This window comes from Verrucomicrobiia bacterium, from assembly GCA_019634625.1.
Taxonomy (GTDB): domain Bacteria; phylum Verrucomicrobiota; class Verrucomicrobiia; order Limisphaerales; family CAIMTB01; genus CAIMTB01.
The window spans coordinates 65,215-82,824 of sequence record JAHCBA010000025.1; the positions used below are offsets into that span (position 1 = coordinate 65,215).

The 17,610-nt window shown below is 67.7% G+C and carries 6 protein-coding genes; 4 read left to right on the top strand and 2 right to left on the bottom strand.

Annotated features, from left to right (window positions below; all coding sequences use genetic code 11):
* Nucleotides 1-292 precede the first annotated feature (292 nt).
* On the top strand, nt 293-3,139 hold the full coding sequence (locus KF833_15175; GenBank protein MBX3746649.1) for a hypothetical protein: 2,847 nt from the start codon (nt 293-295) through the stop codon (nt 3,137-3,139).
* A 632-nt stretch (nt 3,140-3,771) separates the two neighbouring features.
* Nucleotides 3,772-7,398, top strand: coding sequence for a VCBS repeat-containing protein (locus tag KF833_15180; GenBank protein ID MBX3746650.1), 3,627 nt, complete (start codon nt 3,772-3,774; stop codon nt 7,396-7,398).
* Between the two features lie 38 nt (nt 7,399-7,436).
* Here KF833_15180 and KF833_15185 read toward each other — a convergent pair whose 3' ends face one another.
* Entirely contained in the window at nt 7,437-11,348 is a 3,912-nt protein-coding gene (locus KF833_15185) for a HEAT repeat domain-containing protein (protein ID MBX3746651.1), read from the bottom strand.
* 302 nt (nt 11,349-11,650) lie between these two features.
* Nucleotides 11,651-12,766 carry an esterase gene (locus KF833_15190; protein MBX3746652.1) on the bottom strand — a complete coding sequence of 372 codons (1,116 nt, stop codon included), beginning with the start codon at nt 12,764-12,766 and terminating at the stop codon, nt 11,651-11,653.
* A 506-nt stretch (nt 12,767-13,272) separates the two neighbouring features.
* Between KF833_15190 and KF833_15195 the strand changes: the two genes are divergently transcribed.
* Complete coding sequence (locus tag KF833_15195; protein MBX3746653.1) at nt 13,273-15,804, top strand: PSD1 domain-containing protein; 2,532 nt, start codon at nt 13,273-13,275, stop codon at nt 15,802-15,804.
* Nucleotides 15,801-17,294, top strand: a complete 1,494-nt coding sequence (locus KF833_15200) for a DUF1501 domain-containing protein (GenBank protein MBX3746654.1) — start codon at nt 15,801-15,803, stop codon at nt 17,292-17,294. The genes KF833_15195 and KF833_15200 overlap by 4 nt, the downstream gene beginning before the upstream one ends.
* The last annotated feature ends 316 nt before the right edge of the window (nt 17,295-17,610 follow it).

Consider the following 17,610-nt stretch of genomic DNA (forward strand, 5'->3'; position numbering starts at 1 on the left):
GGGATGCAATTGCTTCGGCGGCTCCATCTCGCGTCTTAATCGTTGCCTTTTCGTTCCGAATCGGTCATCGCCTTCGGGTCCCGTGTCGTTCGGCCGTGAGGTCCGTTTTGGGCCTTGGGTCGCGCCTCCCGCATCCGTGGTGGGTCGAGGCCGACACAACGGCATTCGCCACGGGGCGATCGAGACGAGAACACCGACGTACCACTCCATGCACAACATCCATCGCCCTCCTGCGCGCCATCGGTGGCGCACACCCTCCTTACGCGGCCTTGCCGCGCTTCTGGCGACTCAGATGGGAATCTCCGCCCTGGCGACCTCGGGTGCCGTGGTGGTTCCCGCCAGCCTTGCGCTGCCCGCCGGTGCGGTGAACACCGCCCAGCGTGGGTTCACCTGGACGGTTCACCAGTCCGATTCGACCACGGCCCTCGAGGCTTCCAAGGCCCGTGCCAACAACCAGCTCGCCGGCCAGTACGGGCTCAATGTCGCCGACCCCGACGCCATCGGGGGTGCTTCCGGGCCCGCCACGGTTTCGACCTCGCCGGACGCGCCCATCTCCTTCCGGGTCACCGACGTCATCAATTTCAGCCAGTTCGAGGGCACCGAATTTGGAACCTTCGTTCCGGATCTGGGCATGCCGGGCATTCCCGGATTGTTGGGAGGCACGGACAGCATTGCCGTCTCGATCACCACGGCCATCGAGTTTCCCGCAGCCGGGACCTACACGATGATCGTGAACAGCGATGACGGGTTTGAAACCGCGGTGGGTGCCAATCCCAACGACATCCTTGCCCTCCGGCTCGGCGGCTTCGACGGCGGACGCGGGGCGGCAGACACGGAGTTCACGTTCGAGATCCAGGCCCCGGGCTTCTACGCCTTCCGCACCCTCTATTACGAGGGGGGCGGCGATGCCAGCATCGAGTGGTCCTCGGTGCTGCCGGACGGCACCCGGGCACTGATCAACGACACCGCCAATCATCCCAACGCCCTTCGGGCCTTCGTTCTGCCGACCAATCTCCCCGCCTTTGTGCAGCGTCTCGTCCCCGGCCCGGGGCAGGTTTCGATCCTCCAGGGCAGCACCGTCGAGGCAGTCCTCGTCGATGCCGGAACCCAGGTGAGCACCACCGGCATCACGCTCCTCCTCAACGGCAACCCCGTGCCTGTCGATGTCAGCAAGACCGGCGGGGAAACGCGCGTCTTCTACTCGGGCGGTCTGGTGGGCAGCACGGATTACACGGCCGAACTCAGTTTCTCGGACAGTGCGGGTCCCCGCACCGTGTCCTGGACCTTCAACAGCGGCATGGTCAACACCCCGATCTTCGTCATCGAGGCCGAGGACTTCGACTACGACGGGGGCCAGACCAATCCGCAGGCGGGTGTCGAAGGCCTCGATGTGAATGTGATGCCCTACCTGGGCGGCGCCTACGACGGCCTCTCAGCCGTCATCCGGGTGGACTTCGTCAACAATGACGGCCCCGACTCCGACCTGTACCGGGAGGAATACGGCGACGACGGACTGCACAAGGTGAACATTTCCGCCCGCAACAACCTGGCCGGCGGCAACGGCGCCGGCGGCAATCCCGGCATCAATTCGTCGGACCGCCTTACCTACACCACCACGGTCAATTACGGCATCGGCTGGGTGGCCGGAGGCGACTGGCAGAACTACACCCGCACCTTCCCCGCCAACGCCAGTGGCGGCTGGTGGAGGGTCTTCGCCGGCTTGTCCCACGGAGAGAGCAATCCCGGACAGCTCAGCGGCACCCTGGACCGGGTGGCGTCGGGCGTCGGGACCGAGGACCAGACCCTCGAACGGCTCGGCCAGTTCAGCGGCCCGGGCTCCGGCGGGTGGGGCAACAACAATCTCGTCCCCATGCGCACCGCCTCGGGCGATCTCGCCGCCGTGAAACTCACCGGCACCCAGACCGTTCGCTTCAATCTCAACAGCGGCGACTTCGACTTCCTCATCTTCAGCCCGGCGGCCTCCCCGCCCCCGGTCGTGGAGTCGGTTCCCCAGGACAGCGCCACCCGCACCAACGTCGTTCTCGACTGGGTCCTGCGTGACACCGACGCCCAGGTCAATGCGTCCAGTGTCCGCATCCAGTTCAACAGCCAGGATGTCTCCGATCGCGTTGTCGCCACCAAGACGGCAACCGGCGCCACCGTGCGCCTCGATCTCACCGACCGGACCTACGCTGCCGGGGAATACCCGTGGCGGCTCACCTTCACGGACAACAGCGCACCGCCCCAGACCGTCGAGGCGAACGGCATCTTTGTGGTGGTTCCTTATCCGGCCGAGCCCAACAGCATCTTCGTCATCGAGGCGGAGGACTTCAATTACTCCGACGATGGCGTGACCGGCGGCAAGACCAACCCGCAGCGGGGTGTCGAGGGCATGGACGTGGATGTCATGCCCTACCTCGGCGGGGCCTACGACGGACTCAGCGCGGTCATCAACGTGGACTTCGTCAACAATGACGGACCCGACGCCGACAATTACCGCACCGAGGTCGGCGAGGACGGACTCCACAAGGTCAATATCTCGCCCTCCAACGGCAACCGGTTCTCCAACGACCGCGGCTGGTTCGAGACCATCAACAACTACCGCATCGGCTGGGTCGCCAACGGCGAGTGGCAGAACTACACCCGCACCTTCCCCACCGGGGACTTCAACGTCTGGGCCGCCATGTCGTACGATGGGCGGTCTCCCGGACAGCTCAACGGTTCCCTCGACCTCGTCACCTCGAATCCCGCGCTGCCCAATCAAACGGTCGAACGCCTCGGCTCGTTCAGCGCGCCGGGGTCCGGCGGATGGGGCCGCAACGAACTCGTGCCCATGAAGAACACCGCGGGCGCCATCGCCACCGTCGCCATGGGCGGCGTCCAGACCGTCCGCTTCAACCTCGGCAGCGGCGACATCGATTACCTGCTGTTTGTCACGGCAAGCGCGCAGGTCGAACCGCCGCGAATCAGCCGCATTGCCCGCAATGCCGACGGCTCGGTCACGGTCGAGTGGACCGGCGGCGGCACCCTGCAGGCCGCGCCGGCCGTCACCGGTCCGTGGACCAATGTCCCCGAGGCCTCCAGCCCGCACACCGTCACGGCTGCTTCGGGCATGAGTTTCCTCCGCATCGCGCGCTGACCTCGACGCGATCGTCGCTCACGGGCCGGACCGGGAACCTTCCCGGTCCGGCCTTTTCGCTCTCCAGGGCGGTGCATCCCGGGATTGTGGGTGAGGAGGCAACGCATCGGAGGGACGAGCTCTGCGAGTCCTCAACCCAAAGCTCCATACCGTTGCGGCCTCATGGAACTCGGCCCTCCGAAGCGCCGCTTCGAGGAATTCGCACCTCGACCCGCACTTCCGGGATGCACGGTCTCCGGGGGGGCGGCTACCCTCTCTCTTGTCCTGCTCTGAAAATGCACCCCACCATGACCTGTAGGCGCGAACGTCAGGACGCGAGCCTTCCCATGCTCCACGACTCTGCACGCCTCCTCACGCCGGCGCCCGCGAGACAAGGGGAAGGTGAAGCCTCAGCGGACGGCTCGGAGCGCGGACAGCCCTGTCCGCGGGTCTCGCGACCAGGCCGGGGTCCGTGCGGACAAGGCTCCCGGCACTCCGAGCGAAGGGGGGCGCCTGCGGTTGTCCCCCCTGGCGGTGCACGTCGCTCCTGGGAACTCGCACGGGTCGCCCTCCTCCTCGGGATCGTCTTCTCCACCGCGGGCATCGCCGCCGCGAGCGAATGGCGGAATCACCCCGGGTACCGGTCGCGTCCCTTGTCCCCGGCTCCCGGCCCCGACGGTTTCCGACGTCTCGATGCCCTCGAACTCGGCATCGCCTTCACCAACCGCGTCTCCCGTGAGCGCACGGTTCTCAATCGGAATCTTCTCAACGGCTCGGGAGTCGCCGCGGGGGACATCGATGGCGACGGCCTTTGCGATCTCTACTTCTGCGGTCTCGAGTCCGACAACGTCCTCTACCGCAATCTCGGCGACGGACGGTTCGAGGACATCACCGCCTCCGCGGGGGTCGCCTGCGCCGGGCAGGACTCCACCGGCGCGGTTTTCGCCGACGTCAATGGCAACGGGCATCTGGACCTCCTGGTGGCCGCGCTCGACCGGGGCGTGCGCCTTTTTCTCAACGACGGCCGGGGGCGCTTCCGGGAAGCCACCGCCACATCCGGACTGCTCGACCGTCCCGGCGCCACCTCGCTGGCCCTTGCCGACGCCGACGGGGACGGCGACCTCGATCTCTACGTCGCCCACTACCGTCCCGACACCATCGCCGACCAGCCGTCCACCCGGTACCGGCTGCAGATCGTCGAGGGCTGGCCCGAGGTGGTGGAGGTCAACGGGCAGCCCGTCAGCCACCCCCGCTGGGCGGATCGCTTCACGGTCTCGCCCCTCGGGCAGATCATCGAGCACGGCCTGCCCGATGCCTTCTATCTCAACGACGGTACCGGGGTCTTCACCCACGTCCCCTTCACGGAAGGCGCCTTCCTCGACGAGGACGGCGTGCCGCTGCGCGAACCGCCGCGGGATTGGGGGCTTGCGGTGCAGTTCCGCGACTTCAACGGCGATGGCGCCCCCGACCTCTACATCTGCAACGACTTCGTCTCCCCGGACCGCTTCTGGATCAATGTCGGCTCCGGCCGTTTCCAGGCCCTGCCGGCCCGGGCCATGCCCACCATCTCGGCGTCCTCGATGGGCGTGGACGGCGCCGACCTCGATCGTAATGGCCACATCGACCTCTTCGTCGCCGACATGCTCAGTCCCGATCATCGCAACCGCCATGTGCAGCTTGGCGAACGCGCCGCAATTCGCCCCGCCCCGCCCGCCGGTCTCGTGGTGGACCGCCTCCAGGTCCCCCGCAACACGCTTCAGTGGAATCGCGGGGACGGCACGTTCGCGGAGATCGCCCAATTCGCCGGGATCGAGGCCTCGGACTGGTCCTGGCAACCTGTCTTCCTCGACGTGGATCTCGATGGCTTCGAGGACCTGTTGATCGGCAATGGCGTTCTCCGGGATTTCCAGAACGCCGACTGGGCCGACCGCATGGAGGCGGCCCGCGCCGGACGCTCCATGTCCCAGCGGGAGATCCTCGCCTGGATCGCCCGGTTCCCCGCCCTCGAAACCCCGAACCTGGCCTTCCGCAACCGCGGTGACCTGACCTTCGAGGATCGCAGTGCCGACTGGGGCTTCAACACCGCGGGGATTTCCCAGGGATTCGCCCTCGCCGATCTCGACAACGACGGGGACCTCGATCTCGTGCTCAACAACTTCCTCGAAGGCCCGGGCCTCTACCGCAATGTCGGGGCCCGTCCCCGGATCGCCGTGCGTCTGCGCGGACTCGCCCCCAACACGGCCGGCATCGGCGCCCGGATCGTCGTCCGGGGCGGTCCGGTCGGGCAGAGCCAGGAAATGATCTCCGGGGGACGTTACCTGTCCGGCGACCAGGCCCAGCGGACCTTTGCCGCGGGCACGAACGGGCACCCGCTCGAGGTCGAAGTCCAGTGGCGCAGTGGACGCCGCTCCGTGGTCACCGCCCCGCCCAACACTCTTCTCGAAATCCATGAACCCGATGGCCCGACAGACCGCCCGGTTCCCGCTGCTCCATCCGTCACGGCACCCGCCGCCGCCCGGCCCTGGTTCGTCGAGTTCAACGCCCTCCCCGAGGTGCCCCACGCCGAACCGCCCTTCGATGAAGCCCATCGCCAGCCGCTGATCCTTCGTCGCCTTGACCGCCTCGGGCCCGGGGTCACGTGGCACGACCTCGACCGCGACGGCTGGGACGACCTGGTGATCGCCAACGGCGCGGGTCATCTCCCGATAGTCCTGCGGAACCTTGGGGGAACGCGGTTCGAGCGCGTCGTCGATCCCCCCTTTCATCGCCCGCTCCTCTGTGACCAGACGACGGTCCTCGGCGTGGGCAGCCTTCTTCTGGCCGGCGCCTCCAACTATCGCGACGGCTCCACCAACGCCGGACTCGTCCGCCTCTACGATTTCGAACGACGCGCCGCCGGCGACAACTTCCCCGGTCACACCTTCGCCTGCGGACCGCTGGCGTTGGCCGACATCGACGGCGACGGCGACCTGGATCTCTTCGTCGGGGGGCGCGCGATTCCCGGTCGCTACCCGCATCCCCCCGAGTCGATTCTCTACCGCAACGACCAGGGTCGCTTCACCCCGGTGCAGCGGTGGGAAGGTCTGGCCAACATCAGTGCCGCCCTGTTCACCGATCTCGACGGCGACGGTTTTCCTGAACTCGTCCTGGCGGCGGACGCCTCGCCCCTGCGCGTCTTCCAACGACGGGACGGACAGTTCGAGGAGGTCACCGACGACTGGGGCTTCGGCAACCATCGCGGTTGGTGGGCCGGGGTGGCCTCCGGCGATCTCAATGGCGACGGTCAACTCGAACTCGTCGCCTCCAACTGGGGTCTCAACACCGCCTTTCGCGCCAGCCCGGACCGACCCCGCCGGTTGTACTACGGTGACTTCGACGGCAACGGAACCATCGATCTCCTCGAGGCCCGCTTCGATCCGGTCGTTGGCAGGGAGGTCCCCGATCTCACCCTCAACTGGGCCCGGAACGCCCTGCCGTCGCTCCAGCAACGGTTCCCGACCTACGCCTCCTATGCCGGAGCCGGCATCGGCGAAATCCTCGGCGACGCCGCCGCCCGCGCCGGTGTCCTCGAAGTGACCCACCTCGAGTCCACCGTCTTCCGCCGACGCGGTGGCCGGTTTGTCGCCGAACCTCTACCCGCCCAGGCCCAATGGGCGCCTGCCTTTGGCGTCACCATCGCCGACGTCACCGGCAACGGATTCGAGGATGTCTTCCTCGCCCAGAACACCTCCGCCCTGGCCCCCAGCGAGACACCCGCCGACGCGGGACTCGGACTCCTCCTCGTCAATGACGGTCGCGGCGGCCTGGATCCGGTCTCCGCCCGCGAAAGCGGCATCCGCATCGAAGGCGATCAGCGCGGTGCCGCGGTGGCCGATTTCGACGGCGACGGACGCCTGGACCTGGCGGTCGGCCGCAACCGGGACACCGTGCGGCTCTTTCGCAATGTGGCCGCCACGCCGGGATTGCGGGTCCGGTTGCGCGGTCCAGCCGGCAATCCCGATGGCATCGGTGCCCAGATCCGGCTTCAGGCCGGAACCCGGCGCGGTGCCGTCCGGGAGGTCCAGGCGGGAAGCGGGTTCCATTCGCAGAACAGCGCGGTCCAGGTCCTCGCCCTCCCCGATGGCACGCCTCCCGATGCCATCTGGATCCGCTGGCCCGGCGGCCGGATTGCCGAATCGCCCATTCCGCCTGCCGCCGTGGAGATCGCGGTCCGCTTCGATGGCGGCCTGGAAGTCACCCGTTCATCGAACCCGTCACCGCCGGTTTCGCGCCGACCCTGAGAGTGCCTGCCTGCCACCCGTTCGCCACGCCGCGGCGTTCACGGACAGGCCTCGAGCAGTTTGCGGCGGGTGGAGACTTCGGGGTAGTCGGCTGCCAGCAATCGAATCGCCGGGATACTCCCTGGGTCCGCAATCCGGCCCAGGGCTTCCGCGGCCGCGTAACGCGTATCGACGGCGTTGTCGAGATTGCCCACCACCGCCAGCAATGGGGAGACCGCCCGGGCATCGCCAATCCGCCCCAGCGCCCAGGCCGCCGCCGCGCGCCAGCACGGGGTGGCCTCCATCTGCAGAAGGTGGATGTTCGGCTCGGCCGGATCGGGCCGGCCGTGCCGTGCTTCGTTCAGTTCATGGCCCAGCGACCCCACCAGGGTTTCGATCGCCGAAGGATCCCCCAGATTCCCCAGCGCCCGGCCCAGATAAAGCAGCACCCAGTGACGATGCGGCAACCTGACTTGAAAGGTCTGGGGATGGTTCAAAGCCCGGACGAAGGTTTCCTCCGGTTTCGCCCGGTAACGGCGGTAGGTGTCCAGGATGGCCGGCACATAACGGCGATCGCGACAGACCGTCGCGAGCAGTTGCGCGGCGCGGTTCTCGGGACAGGGATGGCCCGCCCAGGCATTGAAGGTGGCGCCAAGGGCTTCCTGTAGGTCCGGGGACGCCGGCGAACCCGTTTCGCCCAACACCGCCAGACAGGTCCCCAGCAGTTCGTCACCGCGGCCGCTGCGCCGGATCACACGCCCGGCCAGCAACTCGTAGGTATCCGTCTCGAGAAAGAGGGCGCGGTCGGGATCGGTGGGAATCGACCGGAGGATCGCCGGCACAATGGGGCCGGCACGGGTGCTCCCGATCCGGTCCAGGGCCTCGATGACCCGCGCATGAATGGGCGAGGCATGACACGCATAGAGCGCCTCGTGATCGCTGTACCAGCCGACGTAGTTCACATAGGGCCCAAGCCGCGCAAAGGTGTCGATCAGGACCGCTTCGGCCTCGGGAGTGCCAATCCAGCCCAGGGCTTCCACCGCCGTCTCCGCCAGGAACAGATTGCCCGTCTCGGGTTGGATGTGCGTGTCGAGGATCTCGACCAACAACGGAATGGCCCCGGTGTCCCGCAGAAACCCGAGAGCCCGCGTGGCCGCCTGCAACGTCCGCGGATTCAGCGGCGATCGCGCATCGAACGTGAATTGATCCGTCCGGTTGTTTCCCGTGAAGCGCGGATAGGGATTGCGGTCCTTCTCCCGGGCCACATAGGCGCGCAGGGCCGAACGTGCCGCGTCGCCGCCAAGGTGCCCCAACGTCACGATCGCCCGTCGCTGTACCGCACGATCCGGGCTGTCGATCCGATCGATCAGGGCCTGCTCGCGCTCGGTCCAGGTGCCGGCGTCGAGCCAGGCGCGCCAGATGCCAGCCTGGTGCGCCCGCGCGTCCCGGGTGGCAGGAACCTCGACCGGCACCCGATGACCGGTGAGGTTCTCCAAGGCCACCTCGGCGGCCTGGGCCGCGTTGGGATCCGGGTCGCCCAGCAGCGCCAGCAGTGCGGACACGCTGTCCCGGGTGCCGCAGGCCGCCAATGCCATGGCGGCGGCCACGCGCAGTTCGCGAACGGGATCCCGCAGCGCAACAGCGAGGGCCGGCGCCGCCGAACGGTCACGGAACAGGCCAAGACGCTGGGCGGCGGAAATCCGCAGGGCCGGGTCGGAACCCTCCAGTTTCGCGATCCAGGCGGAAACCTCCTCGCGTCCGGATGCCGGCGTGTCCAGGCCATCCCGGTAGAGGTTGAGCGACGCGATCTCCCGGAAGCGTTCGAACTGCAGATCCATCATGCCGGAGGTGCCCGGGTTGTTGCCGCGGAACCGATGGGGTTCGCCCTGGTCAAGCAGCCTCAACGGGCGGGTGCGAAAGGCGTCCGGCAGACAGCGATCCATCGGCGGCGCCGTCCCTCGCGGTTCGTGACATCCCACGCAGGAGCGGATCTCGCCCGGCCGGACATACGTCCACGACATCTCGTTCAATTCCGACCGGCCTTCGGCATCGACCGCCTGCAGCGCGATCGGCACGTCGGCCGGCACTTCCACTGAGAACGACCCGTCGGGTCCGATCGGGACCGTGCCCAGTTCGATCACCTCCTTGCCCTGATGGACGAAATCCCAGTGGGAGGAACGCATGCTCACGCCCCGGGACCGGAGCACCCGGATGGCGCGGATCTGGTCCCAGTCGGCGTCGGTCTTCCGGGTGATGCGCACGTCCTGGGCGTAGAGGAAACCCGTGGCACCCGGCGCGCCGGCGCGGGCAGGGTTGACGCTCTCGGTCAGCACCGGCGGCCGTTGCCGCGCTCCCAGAGACACCGGGGAATGAATGGGTGTCTCCGGGGAGGTGTAGATCTCCGTGAGATGGTTGCCGGCCGGATCCAGTACCGCCAGCACCCGCGGACGCCGATCCGCGGCGTCATGATGCAGCAGGGTGGCCAGCAGCCGACCCTCCGGCAGCGGCGCCACCTCGCCCAGGCCGTCCGGCAGCCGGTGGAACGATGACTCCGGCTCACCGGGTTGACCCACGTAATTGCCGTGGTTGGAGAGAAACGCCATCCGTCCGTCAGGCAATGGCGCCGGACTCCCATAACCCAGCAGCCGCAACCGCACCCCGTACACCGCCCCCACATCCGCCCCGAACAAGGTCATGCCCGTCGTTCCATCGGGTCGGATGGCGTGAATCGTGGTCTCGACCTTGGCCCGACCGAAGAAATTGTCGCTCCGGACAAACGCGATGCGACCGTCGGCCATCACCCTCGGTTCGTTGTCGAAGATCGGGGTGTGGGTGATGGACCGGATCTGGCTTCCGTCGGCTTGCATGACGAACAGGGCGCGGGCTGGCGCCGCATGGTACTCCTCGAAGGTGCCGATCCGGGTCGAGGCAAAGACGATCCGGCCATCGGGCAGTTCCGCCGGATCGATGTCATGGAAGGGGCCATGGGTGAGCTGTTGCGGCGGCCCGCCATCCACCGGAACACGGTGGATGTGAAAGAAACGGGCGCCCTCAGGGGCCATGGCGAGCAGAATGGATCTCCCGTCATAACTGGCGCTGGGTGATCCGATGGCGCCCCGGCCGGCATCCGTCAGCACCCGCGGCCGCGCCCCCGGTCCGACCGGATCCAGCACACACAGCCGCCGCCCGATCTTCGAAGGACAGGGCAGATCGAACATCGTGTAGGCCCGCGTCCAGTCGCCGATCCGAAAGCATACTCCCCACGCATCCCCGTTGAGCGGCACATAGACGCTGCAATCGTCGGCCAGGAAGGCGATGGCCGAGGGCCAGGCAAAGTCCGACCCGGCCGGACGCGCCGCCCATCGGACCGGCAGAACTCCCAGGCGCCGGCCGCCGGTGGACCCCGCATACTCGAGTCTGCCCCACGGCGCCATCCCCATCGGACCCAGCACCGTGGCGGAGACCCAGGCATCGTCTTCCACGAAGTCCGGCTTCGAGTAAGCCCCGGGTTCGCCCTCGGAAGCGGTCCGCCAGTTCGAATCGGTCACCAACGCCAGGGGTTCCGCTCCATCCCGTTCCACCCGCAAGGCCGCGATGACGCCTCGGCTTCCCCCCAGGCGGATGCCGCGAATGCCCAGGACATTCCGCCCGGGAAGCAGATGCTCCCGGATATCCCACCGCTCGATGGAACTCCAGACTTCCGAGCCGGGCCCAATGTCGTAACCGACAAGTGCGCCGTTCACGTAGAGTTCGTATCCGTTGTCGGCCGTGATCAGCACTGTCCCGGCGGCGGGCAGGCGTTCGAGTCGGAAGGTGACGCGGAGCTGGCAAGAGTCCGTCTGTGAATCGCCCCAGATCCATGAGGCGCGGTCGATCGCCGGGAGCGGAATCTCAGCCGGCAACCCCACCGGAAGAAGAGCACTTACGGCCAAAGCCCATCGCAGCGTGGTCACCCGAAGAATGGTCTTCATGCGGGACCTTTATGGTTTCCTGGTGAACGGGTGGGAATGACCCGTCGAGTGCGGGCGAGCCTTTCGGATCGGTGGCCAATACTCAAGACAACTGCCGGCAACTGGCATGCCGGCGGTGCATCCCGAAATTGCGGGTAAGGAGGCAACGCATCGGAGGGACGAGCTCCGCGAGTCCTCAACCCAACGCTCCAGTCCATTGCGGCCTCATGGAACCCGGCCCTCCGAAGCGACGCTTCGCGAAGTTCGCACCTCTACCGACGACGCCGGGAGGCACTGCGGCCCTCCGGGGCGATGCTCCGCGCCTATCGGAACAGCCGCGGATACAACTCCGCGAGATACCGGCGCCAGACCGGCCAGCTATGGTTGCCTTCCGTCAGATGCCACTCATGGCGCACCCCCGCCGCCTTCAGCGCCTCGATGAGGGCTTCGTTGCGATCGAGGAGAAAATCGTCCTTGCCGCACCCGATCCACAGCAGCCGGATCGCCTCATTCGCCGCCTGCGGTTCCGACAGCGCCCGCCCGATGGATTCCTTCCCCGGTGCCGCTGAGCTGAAGCCCGCAATCCAGGCGAACTGATCGTACCGGTTCAATCCGATGCGCAACGATTGTTCCCCGCCCATGCTCAATCCCGCAATGGCCCGCCCCGCGGCGTCGGTCGCCACCCGGTACCGTTCCTCGACATAGGGCAGCGCGTCTTCGACCAGGTCCCGCTCGAACGCCGCCGAATTGGTCCCCCACGCCCCCGGCCGCACCACAGCGTGCCCGTCCAGCATGGCCACCACCATCGGGCGCGCCTTTTCTTCGGCCAGCAGGTTGTCGAGAATCCAGTGCGCCTTGCCATGGACCGTCCAGGTCGCCTGGGTGTCGCCGGACCCGTGGAACAAATACAGCACCGGGTATCGGCGGTTCGATTCCCTCTCGTACCCCGGCGGTGTGTACACCACCAGTTCCCGGGGGCGCCCCAGGGACTTCGACCAGTAGGTGTGGTGGTGCACCGTGCCATGCGGGACGTCCCGGAAGTCGTGGATCAAAGGCGGATTCCCCGGAAGGTGCAGAATGCTCGTCCGCGGTTGCCGCATTGGCTTGATCGCCGGGTTGGCCGGATCCAGTAAGGTCATCCCGTCCACCTGAAAACTGTACTCATGCACCCCGGGCACCACGGGCCCCACCGTGATGCTCCACACCCCGTTCTCCTCCCGGGTCAACGGCGTCCGCCCCGAGCCCCACGGACCCGTCGCTTCCACCTCCTGCGCCCGCGGTGCCAGCAACCGCAGCGTCACCCGCCCGTCGGCATGCACCTCCGGCGACACCACCACCGGCGGTCGGGAGGGTCGCGTTGGCCGCGGAGCATCCGCCCCCCACACCGTTTGTCCCAGTCCACACGCCACCATCACGCAGGCCCATCGGGAGAAGTCCATGTCCCCGTCCTTACCTTCTCAATCCAGACCCGTCAAAGCCTTCCCGCCCGGAGTGAAGCAGGGGGGCGCATCTCAGATTTTTGGAATTCGCCCGAGCCATCCCTCATGGGGACTCATACTCAGCCCGAAGGGCGGTACTCGTCCTCGATCCCGCAGGCACACCGTTTCGAGCGCCGCCATTGGACCGGCCCGATGGGTTCGATCCTGCCCGGACCTCCCATTCCGCACGGGAACCGCATCTCAGGTCTCAGATCTCAGGTCTCAGGTCTCAGGTCTCAGGTCTCAGGTCTCAGGTTTCAGGTCTCAGGTCTCAGGTCTCAGGCTTCAGGCCTCAGGTTTCAGGCTTCAGGCCTCAGGCTTCAGGCTTCAGGCTTCAGCTCCCTGCCCTCCGAGGCGACGCTTCGCGAAGTTCGCACCTCTACCCACAACTCCGGGATGACCGGCTCGCTCCACCAGCGGGGATTTGCGACCTGACAACCCCGGTCCCCGCGATATAAGTGTCGCCCATGTTCACCCGGCGTCGCCCCCTCCTCCCCAGGGCGCTCTTGTCCGTCAGCCTGGCCGGGGTTCTTGCCGGGGTTCTTGCCGGCGTTGCCGTCTGTGGCGCGGAGCCGGTCCCCATCGACTTCAATCGCGACATCCGGCCCATCCTGTCGGACCACTGCTTCACCTGCCATGGCCCCGACGAGAACGCCCGCAAGGGAAGGCTCCGCCTCGACACGCGGGAAGGTGCTCTCGACCGCGGACGAAGCCGCGAGTACGCCGTGGTTCCCGGCGACAGCGAAGGCAGCGAGATCATTCGCCGGCTCACCAGCGATGACCCCGATGAAGTCATGCCGCCGCCGCAGTCCCCGCGGAAGGTCACCCCCGGGCAGGTCGCGCTGCTCCGCCGCTGGATCGATGAAGGGGCCCCGTGGAGCCGGCATTGGGCCTTCGAGACGCCGCGCCGCCCGCCGCTGCCCCCCGCGACGCCCGCCGATCGCAATCCCATCGACGCCTTCCTCCAGCACCGCCTCGCCCGCGAAGGACTGAGCCCTTCGCCCGAGGCTCCCCGTGCCACGCTCATCCGGCGGGTCACCCTCGATCTCACCGGGCTGCCGCCCTCCCCGGAAGACATTGGATCCTTTGTCGCCGATCCCCATCCGAACGCCTACGAGCGCCTGGTGGATCGGCTGCTCGCCTCGCCCCGCTACGGCGAGCGCATGGCCTGGGAGTGGCTCGAAGCGGCCCGTTACGCCGATTCCAACGGGTACCAGGGCGACGCCGAACGCACCATGTGGCCCTGGCGCGACTGGGTGGTGGAGGCCTTCAACCGCAATCTCCCCTACGACACCTTCACGGTCTGGCAGATCGCCGGCGACCGCCTTCCCGATCCCACCCACGAACAGCGCCTCGCCACCGGCTTTCTCCGTAATCACATGATCAATGGCGAGGGAGGGCGCATCGCCGAGGAAAACCGCATCGAGTATCTCTTCGACCAGACCGAGACCGTGGCCACCGTCTGGCTGGGCGCCACCTTCAACTGCTCCCGGTGCCACGATCACAAGTACGACCCCTACTCCCAGCAGGATTATTTCAGCCTCTTTGCCTTCTTCGACCGGACCCGCGTGGACGGCAGTGGCGGCAGTCCCCAGACGCCGCCCGTGCTCGAGGTCCCCACCCCGGAACAGACGCGGCGCCTCGCCGCGGCCAACGCCCATCTGGCCGCCGTCGCCGCCACCGTCGCCGCCCTCGAATCGGAACGGTTCCCCCGCGACGCCGGTCAACCGGCCCACACCTCGCCCAAGGCGGAAGGTCTTCCCCGTGAAATCCTCGACATCCTCCGCAGCGCGCCTCCCGACCGCGACCCGGGACGCCTCGAGAAACTGGCCGGTCACTGGCGCACCGACGATCCGGACTACGCCGCCCAGCTCGAGGCCCTGCGCCAGGTGCGGCAGGAACGCGATGCCGCCTCGCGTTCGATCCCCCGCGTGATGGTCATGGAGGACCTGCCGGAGCCCCGCACCACCCACCTCCTCGATCGCGGCAGTTATCTGAGCCCCACCGTCGAAGTCCCCATGGCCTACCCCGCCACCCTGACCCGTGGCGACGAACCGCCTCCCTCCGACCGCCTCGACCTCGCCCGCTGGCTGGTTCATCCGGAGCATCCCCTCACCGCCCGGGTCACGGTGAACCGCTTCTGGCAGACGTTCTTCGGAATCGGCCTGGTTCGCACCTCCGAGGACTTCGGCGTCCAGGGGGAGCCGCCCGTTCACCCGGAGCTTCTCGACTGGCTGGCCACCGAGTTCGTGGCCAGCGGCTGGGATGTGAAACGCCTGGTCCGCCTCATGGTCACCAGCGCCGCCTACCGCCAGTCCTCGAAGGTCACCCCCGAACTCCATGAGCGGGATCCGGAAAACCGCCTTCTCGCCCGCGCCCCGCGCCACCGCCTGCCCTCTTGGATGATCCGCGACGCCGCCCTTGCCGCCGCCGGCCTGCTGGGCGACGCGGTCGGCGGTCCGCCCGTTCATCCCTACCAGCCGCCCGGCGTCTGGGAGGAGGTCACCTTCGGGAACAAGAAGTACCGCCAGGACCACGGCGCCGACCTCTACCGCCGCAGCCTCTACGTCTTCTGGCGCCGCATCGTCGCACCCACGATGTTCTTCGATGTCGCCAGCCGCCAGGTCTGCACCGTCAAGACCCCGCGCACCAATGTCCCCCTCCACGCGCTTCTGACCCTCAACGACATCGCCTACCTCGAAGCCGCCCGTGTGCTGGCCGGGAACGTCCTGCTCGCGGCGCACAGCGACCCCGACCGCATCGATCTCGCCTCACGGCGGGTCCTGGCCCGCGCCGCCCAGCCCTCCGAACGCGAGATCCTCCTCCGCGCCCTGCACCGGCACCGCCGCCATTACGCCGCCGATCCCGTCGCCGCCGCCGCCCTGCTCGACGTCGGCGAAGCCCCCCGCGATCCCGCCCTCGATCCGGTCGAACTCGCCGCCTGGACCCTCCTCTGCCATACCGTCCTCAACCTCGACGAAGCCCTGAACAAGGAATGAGCCTCCCCTCCCATCCCGTCGCCGAACACCACCGCCTCCTGGCGCGCCGCACCTTCCTCACCCGCTCGGCCACCGCCCTCGGCATGGCCTCCCTCGCCCGGCTCCTCGGTCGCGACCGGCTCCTCGCCGACCCGTCGCCCCGCCCCACGGACCCCGCCGGAAGGCCCATGCCGCTTCCCGGCCTCCCGCACCACGCCCCCCGCGCCCGCCGCGTCATCTACCTCTTCCAGAATGGCGCCCCCACCCACGTCGATCTCTTCGACTACAAGCCACGCCTTCGCGAACTCCATGGCCGGCCCGTCCCCGACGCCTATGTCGCCGGGAAACGGTTCAGCACCATGACCGGCAAGCCCGATGGCAAGCTCCTCCTCGCCCCTGTCGAACCCTTCCACCAGCACGGCCAGTGCGGCGCCTGGGTCAGCGAGTTCCTCCCCCACACGGCCCGCATCGTCGATGACCTCTGCTTCGTCAAGAGCCTCCACACCGATTCCGTCAACCACGCCCCGGGCATCTCCCTGCTCCTCAGCGGCGCCGAACTTCCCGGACGCCCCGCCCTCGGCGCCTGGCTCACCTACGGCCTCGGCAGCGACAACGAAAACCTCCCCGCCTACGTCGTCATGACGTCCGTCAGCAAAGGCACCACCTGCGGACAGATCTTCTACGACTTCTACTGGGGCTCCGGTTTCCTCCCCTCCCGCTATCAGGGCGTGAAGTTCCGCGGCAGCGGCGAACCCGTCCTTTACCTCGGCAACCCCGCCGGCCTCGACCCCGCCACCCGGCGCGCCATGCTTGATGACCTCGCCGAACTCAACCACCTCAAGCTCCGCGACCACGGCGACCCCGAAATCGCCACCCGCATCGCCCAGTACGAGATGGCGTTCCGCATGCAGACCAGCGTCCCGGAACTCACCGATCTCTCCGACGAGCCGCAATCCGTCCTCGACCTCTACGGCCCCGCCGTCCGCGAACAGGGCACCTACGCCTACAACTGCCTCATGGCCCGGCGCCTCATCGAACGCGGCGTCCGCTGTGTCCAGGTCATGCACGCCGGCTGGGACCAGCACAACAGCCTCACCACCGAGCTCTACACCCAGTGCCGTGACACCGACCAGCCGTCCGCCGGACTCGTCACCGACCTCAAACAGCGCGGTCTCCTCGACGACACCCTCGTCGTCTGGGGCGGCGAGTTCGGGCGCACCCCCTTCCTCCAGGGCAACCTTGACGACCGCCCCCGCTGGGGCCGCGATCATCACCCCTACGCCTTCACGTCCTGGCTCGCCGGCGGCGGGGTCAAACCCGGACACACCTACGGCGAAACCGACGACCTCGGCATGAACGTCGTCCGCGACCCCGTCCATGTGCACGACTTCCAGGCGACCCTCCTCCATCTCCTCGGCATCGACCACGAACGCCTCACCTACCGGTTTCAGGGACGCCACTTCCGCCTCACCGACGTCCACGGCCACGTGGTCACCTCCCTCCTGGTCTGAGACCCTTCACCCCGGCGGGACGGGAAGCGGGGCACAAGGTCAGCCGCCCTTCGTTGGGTGTGCACGCTCTAGCGTGTCGAGTGGATTGGGAGGCTCACGCTGAAGCGTGTACACCCAACCGTCCTGGTGGGACGGGAAGCGGGGTCACAGGGTCGGCCGCTCTGTGTTGGGTGTGCACGCTTTAGCGTGTCGGGTGGTTTGAGAGGCACACGCTGAAGCGTGTACACCCAACCGTTCTGGCAGGATGGGAAGCGGGGTCACAGGGTCGGCCGCCCTGTGTTGGGTGTACACGCTTTAGCGTGTCGGGTGGTTTGAG

Excerpts from the sequence above, each read along its gene's own strand:
- KF833_15195 (MBX3746653.1), top strand. The coding sequence starts at position 13,273 with ATGTTCACCCGGCGTCGCCCCCTCCTCCCCAGGGCGCTCTTGTCCGTC.
- KF833_15190 (MBX3746652.1), bottom strand. The coding sequence starts at position 12,766 with ATGGACTTCTCCCGATGGGCCTGCGTGATGGTGGCGTGTGGACTGGGA.
- KF833_15200 (MBX3746654.1), top strand. The coding sequence starts at position 15,801 with ATGAGCCTCCCCTCCCATCCCGTCGCCGAACACCACCGCCTCCTGGCG.
- KF833_15185 (MBX3746651.1), bottom strand. The coding sequence starts at position 11,348 with ATGAAGACCATTCTTCGGGTGACCACGCTGCGATGGGCTTTGGCCGTA.
- KF833_15175 (MBX3746649.1), top strand. The coding sequence starts at position 293 with ATGGGAATCTCCGCCCTGGCGACCTCGGGTGCCGTGGTGGTTCCCGCC.